Below are 9,741 nucleotides of genomic sequence, written 5' to 3'. Positions count from 1 at the left end.
GTTGTTAGCGATCGCTGGTTTTTGATCCTACCTCACCAAATCGCGTTGCTCCCAGTGCTAAGTCAGGAGTCAAGAGTTATTATTCTTCCCCTGCTCTGTGTGCTTCTCTGCTTTCCCTACTTTCTCTGCTCTCCCTGCCTTCTTGCACTAGTAACGCTGCGCGGAAGTCACGCATTCAAAAGTCACGCATTCAAAAGTATTGTATTCCGGGCTTTCGCGTCATTTTGAATGGTATGTTTATTTACGCGCCCGTTGTACTAGTTAGCCACCGACAGCTTTTGGCACGAATACTGGGGAAAACTCAATACCAAATGACTAATGATCGAATTATTCTTGTCCTTCTGCGACTCGTTTGAGGCGGCGTAGCTGGGCTTGCATATCTTCTTTTGTCCAAGACGCAGCAAAGGTGTTGAAACCCCAACTAACTAAGGGGTTAGGGATATTGTACTCAAAGCGGTTCAATAGAAGCGTTCCCTTTTCTATGGGTTGACATTCCCAGCGATCGCGCCCTTGAAAAAATCCCTGAAATTCCCAAACTACTAAACCCGGTTGTCGTTCTACAACTACGCTATTCAACGTGGGTTTCAGTAGAGGAATTTGAATGATAAAACGACTTTTACTGCCAATATCAGTACTCCAAGTTTCACCCACAGGTTCGCAACGGAGAACGGGGTTGAGCCAGCGATGCATGAGAGCTAAATCGCTAATACAGCGCTCCACCACCGTAGCTGTAGCATTAATTTGAATCGATTGTGACAAAACTTGAGACATTCTATATCTCTGATGCTGTTGCTGCAATTAGAGTAACGCAAAATTCAGCACTGTCAGTAGATTAAATCAAATATTAGTAACAAAGTCAAAAATTACTCTTGATATCAATGGCATAAATGTATGTTTTTACTGGTAAATTGATAGGCAAAACACTTACTTAGTGTTTACGGTGAATACTTAAGCTTAATTCCCGAAAACCATGAACACAACTTGGCAAGGAATAACCCAGGTGATAGGAGTTGCTTTGTCCACAAGGGTGCAGCAATTTTTGGCACAATCGCCCAGCCTGCAACCGCTACAACCAGCAGTGAATCAAGGAATTGCTGATGTACAAGGTATTGTTCAACAGTTGATTCTGTTTATACCCCGTCTGCTGGGGGCAGTGGCAATTTTGGTAGCAGGTTGGCTAATTGCGTTGGGCGCGGCGGCGCTGACGCGAGGAATCCTCAATCGTACAAACATAGATAACCGGATTGCCGCAGGGATAACGGGTCGTCAAGATGTTCCGCAAGTGGAGAAATTAATCTCTAGCTTAGTCTTTTGGAGCATTATTCTGTTGACGGCGGTAGCTGTTTTACAGACATTGGATCTGGAGGTAGCGTCTCGACCTCTCAATAATTTTCTCAATCAACTTATTGGCTTTTTGCCAAAGTTGGTTGGTGCGGGAATCCTTTTGGTAACCGCCTGGTTTTTGGCGACCATTGTGAAGATTATTACTGTGCGATCATTACAGGCATTTAACCTGGATGAGCGTTTGAATCCAGAACCAGAAGACAGCGCACCCAGCTTCAATCAGCTGTCTCTGAGTGAGACGATTGGTAATGCTCTGTATTGGTTTATATTTTTACTGTTTCTCGCCCCAGTTTTAGATACTCTTGAACTCAGGCAGGCTCTACAACCAGTACAAGCTCTCATTACAGAAGTTCTGCTAATTCTGCCGAACATTTTAGCGGCGGCGCTAATTGCTGTAGTTGGTTGGTTTATAGCTAATGTGGTGCGGCGGATTGTAACAAACTTGCTAGCGACAACTGGTATTGACCATTTAGGTAGTCGGTTGGGATTATCTGCGACTGCGGGGGTGCAACCTCTATCAAGTATTATCGGCACAATTGTCTATGTTTTGATTTTGATTCCTGTGGCGATCGCAGCCCTCAATGCCCTAGAAATTAATGCGATCTCTGTGCCTGCGATCGCAATGCTGCAACAGATTCTCAATGCTCTCCCTGCCATCTTTACAGCCGTGGCAATTTTGATTGTTGCCTATTTCGTGGGGCGGTTTATTGCGGATTTGGTTACAAGTATCCTCACCAATTTAGGGTTTAATAACATTTTCACTATTTTGGGTCTGACAACACCCAGCAGACGAATCGTAGTTTCAACAGAATCAACAACTCCCCCGATTCCAACCCGCACACCATCGGAAATTGCAGGCATTGTTGCCTTAGTGGGTATAATGCTGTTTGCAACGGTGGCGGCGGTGAATATCTTGAATATTCCAGCCCTGACAGCATTAGTGTCTGGGATTGTGATCATATTTGGGCGAATTTTGGCGGGATTGGTGATATTTGCCATTGGTTTATTCCTGGCAAATCTGGCTTTTAACATCATTACCAGTTCCGGCGATGCCTTCGGCGGGCAAGGCCTACGCCAAGCACAGATTTTGGGACAAGTAGCGCGGATTGCCATCATTGTTTTAGTTTCTGCAATGGCACTGCAACAGATTGGAGTTGCCAGTGATATTGTGAATTTAGCTTTTGGACTTTTACTAGGTGCGATCGCAGTTGCTATTGCCCTAGCCTTTGGTCTTGGGGGGCGCGATATTGCCCGCGAGCAAGTTCAAGAATGGCTAAACTCTTTCAAAGGTAGAAACTAATTCCTCTGTGACATCAGCCACCACTAAATCGTTCTTCCCGATTTTAGTGGGGGCTTCCAAGATAATCTGGCTACTGCTGTGCGTAGGCTCTTGACTTTAAAGACGGCAGGTGATTCCGTCTTATTTAATATGTGAAAGCCTTCTGCTATTTTAGATAAATAACTGACTCTGCATTTTAATATGCGATCGCTCTAGTAACGTAGTAGATAAAATCGCCCACCAGATATCTCAAGGTATGACTAACATTCAGATTTCCTTGCCTGAGTCAATGAAAGTCTTTATCGAGGAACAAGTGGCTAAGGGCGGTTATAGTTCAGCTAGTGAATATCTTCAAGAGCTAATCTTTCAAGACCAACAGCGCAAAGGTCAAGAAGAAAAACGCGCTCAGTTGATGACGAAGTTTCAGACACAGGATCAACTGAATAATGAGGAGTTTGAACTAATTGCAGATAAGTTAGCTGACGAGTTTACGGCATACTTTGGGTTAAATTTACCTGTGCTGTCAGATTATGCTGTGACTCGTGAGAGTATTTACGAGGATCATCCTTAACAGTACTAAGGCAAATAGTGTGACGCATATTTTGACATTCAATACTAAAGATTTCATTCGTTATGCGTCTGAAGGAATTAAAGCGATTGACCCAACAACACTGTAGTTGTTATTTTTCAGGGTACGTTAGCTTGTTTAATAGAACTTAACCCGAATACTCATATTAAAAAATTTACTTAGTACAATTTGTCTGGGATTTTGGGTTTTATAGGCAAGCTGACTATAAAAGAGGAATGACAAGACAAATGACTTCTAAACGCAATATTTGATTATATTATCGGCTATTTCTCTAAAATGATCTCTAAGAAGAGAAATCTGCTCTAGCTGGTTCCAAGCCCAGTTTCCGCTACCTTGCAATGTCTTTATCGGGCGGAATTTTTCAAGTTGAGAAACGGGTACATTTTGCCAAATACTGTTTTGAACTAAAACATTCATGTCTTCAATTTCTCCAATCTGGTAATTATTTGGAAGTCCCTGACACAAATTACCATTTAGTCTTGGAATAAGATCCGTTCTAATGGAATTAGAAATTTTATCGTGGTGAATTTGATCTGCTTTCACTAATTGGTTATTTCGAGTGTCGAAACCGTTAAAAATCCACCCTGCAAATTTCGGAGAGCCTAATTGGTCATACTGAGTCAGATAAGGGTTAGAAGACTTAAATCGCTTAAAACCACTGCCCCAATCCTGAAAGAAACCAGGGAGCATTTCACCTATCAACCCAACACAGTATGCGCTGAAAGTATCGGATGTGCATGGAACAATGAAATAATCAGATGAGTAGAGCGCAGCTCTAACCAAAGCACCAAAAGAGGGAGGTAGGTCAATCAATGCGTAATCATAGGGGTCTACGCCATTTCTTTTATTTGCAAAGTCAATCAGGTCGCGTAGTACAACATACTTAGCTACACCAGTACCTGTAAGCAAATCAGAACCAACACTTAGCGATTCTGAGTAAACGTTTAGCCAAAAGTCGCCAGCTACAATCTCTGCCTTAGAATGCGTATGATTTCCTTTGTGGCTGAAAAACTCAAATCCACCTGTATTTTGCAAAAATCTTTGTAGGTAGGCGCGGATGGTAGTTCCATAAGGTAGATTTTGAGTTGGTAATGTTTTAGTAAAGGTGTCAGTACCTAAAACAGCTAAAGACAGATTGCACTGTGGGTCAAAATCAATCATCAGCACACGCTTTTCCTTTCGTGCTATTGCATCTGCAAGATTCCACAGAATCGTTGTTTTCCCTACTCCACCTTTATTATTAAAAATTGAAATTATCTTGGTCATAAGCTAAATGAAATTTATTGTGTAGGATGAAAAAATTTGTATTATTCAACTCTTAATTAAGTTCTAACAACTACATAGTTATAATTAATCGTAGGTTATTGGTCGTAGTGTAAGATACACAACTTTTAGTTTAACTAACTAAACTAAAAGTTTGCCTTTTTGTAAAGATTAATTGACATACAAATACTTCTACAGCTACTCAGAATCGAGTTTATTCAATGTTTCAACAAAATCAATTCCATTTACTGGTTACTGGCATAGCACTATAGATAGATAAGGCTTATCAAACCAAAACTCGATATGAGTTGAAGTCTACTTACACTTTGTAAAGCTGTGATTTGGGGCTAATGCTCTGTCTTCAAATCGGTTTTTGCCTAACATAACTGATGATTTTGCCTGATCTACTTTTAAAATTTAGGTTCTAAGAACCAGGAAACTCTAACTCACCGCTTCCACGTCCTAACTGCGCCGTCTGGGGTGGTAGGTGTCGCTCCAACCAATCTTCCAAATCAGCCAGTACCTCGTGGTAATTTAGGTCACACTGAATTTCGTGATAGGCTCCCGGATACTCGATTCTTAGCTTATCTGTGCAGTTTACCTGTTGGTAAAAGATGTCACTTCCCACAGGTAAAGCTACTCGGTCTGCACCACCGTGGAGAATCAACAATGGTAATTGCCAATCAGCTGCGTGAGCATTAATCCAATCAACTGTTGCAAAAAATTCTGTAGCCAGACGGGCAGTAGCAAGGGTATGTCGCAGTGTATCCTGAGCGGATGCGGCTAAAACCTGCTGATCTCGTGAACCAGCACTCAGATCAATGCCTGTATTCAGGGTAAAACGCGGCCATACCCGTGAGAGCATTTTTCCTAAAAGCACCCGAATAGGTGAAACCCCAACTTTCCCCAAGCTTGGCGCTAGAGCGATCGCACCTTGCAAAACTGATGCTTGTTGAGGATGGCGCAGAATATAATCTAAGACAATCACCCCGCCTAAACTATGACCCAAAAGAAAAATTGGGCATCCAGGATTCTGAGTCTGAATTAACTGTAAAAAGGCTCCTAAATCTTCGCAAAACTCACTCCAAGCGTTGATATAGCCTCGCTGACCTGATGAGCGTCCATGACCACGCAAATCTAAGGCGTAGGTAGCATATTGTTTGGGTATCAAATGCTGAACTATATTATTGTAGCGATCGCTGTGCCCTCCAAGTCCATGCACAATGGCTAATATTGCCCGTACTTTACCCTCAAGATGCCAGCTTTGGTAATACAGGTCAAGTCCTCCAACACCTTGAAATCTGCCTTCTCTACGAGACACGACGCGATCGCTATGGTCAATCATAGGGTTAGTTTTTTACATATTTTCCCAGCAAGCTACTAACATGTCAACTAATTATTAATAACCAACAGGAGCCAAATAGTTACGTTATTTCCTCAATCACATGTTGTGGTAAGAGTTTATTGCTCTAAAAAGTTTGTAATTTTGAAATTTGATGTTCCCTCCCAACAGTGATTTAAAAATGCGTTTACCTGAGCATCTGCTGAGTCAGCCGATTCTCTAGAAGCATTAAATTGCACTGCTGTCACAATGTATTCAAAAATAATTACAAATTGCTTTTGGGGTGAAATTCTTTCTACTACAATTGTTTCACCTATTTTAGGAATTTGAGGCACATTTACCACAAATGTCTCAATTTTCGGTTTATCTAGTGGATTTTTGAAATTGAAATATTTACAGTAAACAACAATTTTCACTTAGACAACCACCAATAACATTATAGATAATCCAAATTATCCCTTAATTGAAAAATTGTAAATATTATAATAGTTTTTTAAAAAATATCTACCAACTTATACAAATAATTCAAAATCAGGCTACAAGATGTTAACCTGTAAAACCATATTTAATTTAAGGAATCTTAATTACGAATTATGTTAGTGTTCGCGAAGCGGTAGCGTTCACGCAGCGTCTCGTAGGAGCGTCATTACGAATTATTTCCCCTGCCATAGTTGCCGTAACGACTGAAAAATCCTTACAAATCTGTCTTCTAGCCAGAGCATAACATAGTCAACCCATTCTAAAAGTTGCTCTAAGGGGTGCTTCTCGTAACCTATTGAAGTTGCTTTGGTTTCTATCCAGTCTGGCTGCGCCTCAACTTGAGTGCTTTGGTGAAATTGCTGGTGTAAAATTTCCCCTTTACGACTCTCGCTTTTAGATTGGGAAATGCTAGTTCGGGTTTGTTTTGTAGAGGCAACTTTTCCAGATGTTTTTTGACTTCTTCGCACCAAACCAGATCCAACTTTAGGTTGTTTTTCAGTCAAACGATTTTGTGGAAAATGTCCTGCTGATAAACTTGAGGCTAAAGCAGGATTTGTCCTCCCAGAAAGTGTAACTGGCTTTTGGGCGATGGTTTCGGTGTCGCCAAATAAATCATTCCATGTTAGCCAAGGATCATCTGTTAAATCCTGGTTTTCCAACTGAGAGCTTTTGGACAAGGACTTTCTAAAGCGTGATGATGATAGTTTACCTTGCGTAGACGCAAAGCGGCTTGTCGCTAGACATCGCTCATTATTAGTTGTTGAATCAAGTGTTTTTCTATTCCCAACACCAAAAAAGTAATTAAGCGCTGCCTCAATCAAAGCCTGAAGATTCAGTGTATTAGTTTCCAAACCGTCAGCATTAGCTGTAATTTCTCCTCTAGCAGCTAATTGCTCTTTGCCATAAAGAAATATATTTAACTGAGTTTGGGCAACTTGGACAATTTCTTGGCTACGTTCTTGCACAGGTACTAAAGCATTTGATTCCAATTTAGCAAAAGCTATATCTAGAAATGCTAATAATTTATCTGTATTAAGTAAATCTTTTGGTATCCCCTCAGCTAAAAATTCAGTTTTAGCTGTATTTCCATCAGTGAGTTTTGCTAATAAATGGTCAATTTGTGGTAGTAGCTCCGTTTCTTTTTTAGCTATAATCAACTGCCAAGACTTCCAATAATTAGCAACTTCGTTAATAATTCGGTCTTCTAATTTTGCCTGCTGCTGGGGTGTCAGAATATCTAGAATTTCATTGTCGGCAGTAACAAGTACTAAACTACGATCCATTAAATTTGTGGCAATCCCCCGCACTACTGGAAGATGCTGATTGAGAGCATTTTCTAACTGTAAAGGGTTGAGACTTCCGCTCTGATTCTCAGTAATATTTGATAATTGAGTAAGATTAGCATTATTTGTAGACTTATTATCAGCGAATTTCAGCCGTAAAACTCCCAAGAAAGCCAAGGGTTTGAAAGATTCAACTGTTTTTACAGACCCAGAAGCGGCTTCATTAGATGACAGATAATTGACTGCCTCTAGTACATGTTGAATGGGACTATCAACATTTGGAATTTCGGGCTGGAAATCGGTATCATTTGGTTGTAACTTTAATCTAGTTTGTGGTTCTTTGGTTTGTAGCGTTTTCCCAGATGATTCAGATGACTGAAACAGTAGATACACTGGGTAAAGTAGTACCTCCACACCCCACTTAGTAGCAACTTGCAAATGCCGGAAGGTGTGTTCCCACTGTTGTGTCACCCGCCGAGATTGCTGGTGGACAAAGTTAAATAGTCTGCTTTGATAACGACTAGAGGAACCAGAAGACATAGTAATAATTTTTTAGTTCAAGTCTTGTATAAATTGTGAGACTCGCGCCAAACAATAAAAACGACCAACACCTCATCTTAGCGAATATATGACCCCGACTGTCTCTCAATCCCAGACCAAATTCATTTCACAAGCAATTGAGCAATTGCGCTCTTTTTGTCAAGTTAATCTTCAGTCTACTTGGCTATACCAGGAATCTGACCTGATTATTACTGATGTTGTAGCTACTGATTTGTCTCATTGGCAACCTGTTCAGTTGAATGCTAAAGAACATATCGCTTGGACAGGCGGGAAAAAAGTGTTATGGCTAGTGCAAAGAGTGGTGGTTCCCCAAGATTTACAGGGCTATTCCTTAGCTGGGTTATCTTTGCGGCTGGCGCTGGTTTGGTGGGCAGATTCTGCTGAGATTTATGTGAATGGGGACTTAGTAGTGGAGGGTGATTTATTTGATTGTTCGCCTAGACTGCTTCTGAGTCGAGGGGTAACGCCTGGGGAAGAGTTTATTGTGGCTTTGCGGTTAGTGAGTCCGGGACATTGTGATGGTGCTTTAGTGCGATCGCTCTTAGTTTATGAGTCTACTGTTGATAATAATCCCGATCCGGGTTTTGTGGCTGATGAGTTAGCTGTGGTGCAACTTTATTTGGAAAAGTTTGCACCGGAGAGGTTGGATGTTTTGGCGGCGATGGTGGGGGAGATTACGAACCGCAGAGGCGCAGAGGACACCGAGGAAGAGAAGGGAGAGTTAGTAAAGTCGTTTTTGTCCCTACGCCAAAACTTAATTCAATCCAAAATCCAAGTTGCGCTGGAAGCGCACCAAAGGTGCGACCCAAAATCTAAAATTTTCTTGTTGGGTCATGCTCACTTAGATTTAGCATGGTTATGGCCCGTGAGTGAAACTTGGAATGCGGCGCAAAACACCTTTGAGTCGGTTCTGAAGTTGCAAGAAGATTTTCCTGAGTTAATTTTCTGTCATTCGACTCCCGCACTTTATGCTTGGATTGAAGAACATCGCCCGGATTTATTCAGGGCAATTCAAGCACAGGTAGTTGCTGGACGTTGGGAAGTTGTCGGCGGAATGTGGGTGGAACCAGAACTAAACTTGATTGCTGGTGAATCAATAGTCCGTCAGCTATTGTATGGTCAGCGCTACATTCAAGAAAAATTTGGTAAGCTTTCAACTGTGGTGTGGGTTCCAGATTCTTTTGGTTTTTGTGCAACTTTACCGCAGTTTTTCGCTAATGCCGGAATTGAGTATTTTGTCACCCAGAAGTTGCGGTGGAATGATACTACTAAATTTGATTATGGGGCTTTTTGGTGGCGATCGCCTGATGGTAGCGAAGTCTTTAGTTTGATGTCTGCACCGATCGGTGAAGCAATAGACCCAGTTAAAATGGCATCCTACGCTCTTGAATGGCAAACCCAAACTGGTTTACCAGAATCCCTCTGGCTTCCCGGTGTCGGCGACCACGGCGGCGGCCCCACCCGTGATATGTTAGAAACCGCCCAACGCTGGCAAAAGTCGCCTTTCTTCCCAGACTTAGAATTTACAACGGCTGAAAAATATTTACAACAAATCGTAGAGACGCGATTCATCGCGTCTGTTAGTAATTATGATTCTTCC

7 protein-coding genes and 1 pseudogene are annotated in these 9,741 nt (G+C 41.6%); 3 read left to right on the top strand and 5 right to left on the bottom strand.

Translation table 11 applies throughout. The features are described from left to right. Positions 1-327: 327 nt before the first annotated feature. Positions 328-771 carry an SRPBCC family protein gene (locus ACFE90_RS31485; RefSeq protein WP_375506263.1) on the bottom strand — a complete coding sequence of 148 codons (444 nt, stop codon included), beginning with the start codon at positions 769-771 and terminating at the stop codon, positions 328-330. A 199-nt stretch (positions 772-970) separates the two neighbouring features. Between ACFE90_RS31485 and ACFE90_RS31480 the strand changes: the two genes are divergently transcribed. Together ACFE90_RS31480 and ACFE90_RS31475 are read left to right on the top strand one after the other, a co-directional pair. Then, positions 971-2,644, top strand: a complete 1,674-nt coding sequence (locus ACFE90_RS31480; protein ID WP_375506262.1) for a mechanosensitive ion channel — start codon at positions 971-973, stop codon at positions 2,642-2,644. A 235-nt stretch (positions 2,645-2,879) separates the two neighbouring features. Next, positions 2,880-3,194: a type II toxin-antitoxin system ParD family antitoxin gene (locus ACFE90_RS31475; RefSeq protein ID WP_375506261.1), complete on the top strand. Its 315-nt coding sequence runs from the start codon at positions 2,880-2,882 to the stop codon at positions 3,192-3,194. Between the two features lie 252 nt (positions 3,195-3,446). On the opposite strand, the gene ACFE90_RS31470 is transcribed toward ACFE90_RS31475, so the two are convergent. From ACFE90_RS31470 to ACFE90_RS31455, 4 genes are all read right to left on the bottom strand, one after another. Then, complete coding sequence (locus ACFE90_RS31470; protein WP_375506260.1) at positions 3,447-4,478, bottom strand: ParA family protein; 1,032 nt, start codon at positions 4,476-4,478, stop codon at positions 3,447-3,449. 421 nt (positions 4,479-4,899) lie between these two features. Continuing rightward, on the bottom strand, positions 4,900-5,820 hold the full coding sequence (locus ACFE90_RS31465) for an alpha/beta hydrolase (protein ID WP_375506259.1): 921 nt from the start codon (positions 5,818-5,820) through the stop codon (positions 4,900-4,902). A 116-nt stretch (positions 5,821-5,936) separates the two neighbouring features. Continuing rightward, positions 5,937-6,233 carry a hypothetical protein gene (locus ACFE90_RS31460; RefSeq protein WP_375506258.1) on the bottom strand — a complete coding sequence of 99 codons (297 nt, stop codon included), beginning with the start codon at positions 6,231-6,233 and terminating at the stop codon, positions 5,937-5,939. 237 nt (positions 6,234-6,470) lie between these two features. Continuing rightward, entirely contained in the window at positions 6,471-8,120 is a 1,650-nt protein-coding gene (locus ACFE90_RS31455) for a hypothetical protein (protein WP_375506257.1), read from the bottom strand. An 88-nt stretch (positions 8,121-8,208) separates the two neighbouring features. Here ACFE90_RS31455 and ACFE90_RS31450 point away from each other — a divergent pair. Beyond that, positions 8,209-9,741, top strand: a pseudogene (locus tag ACFE90_RS31450) (alpha-mannosidase); the annotation flags it as partial.

Origin of the sequence: uncultured Nostoc sp. (assembly GCF_964245445.1) — a bacterium.
Lineage (GTDB): Bacteria > Cyanobacteriota > Cyanobacteriia > Cyanobacteriales > Nostocaceae > Nostoc.
The sequence above is the reverse complement of the archived record's forward strand: the minus strand, read 5'-3'. Positions and strand labels throughout refer to the sequence as shown.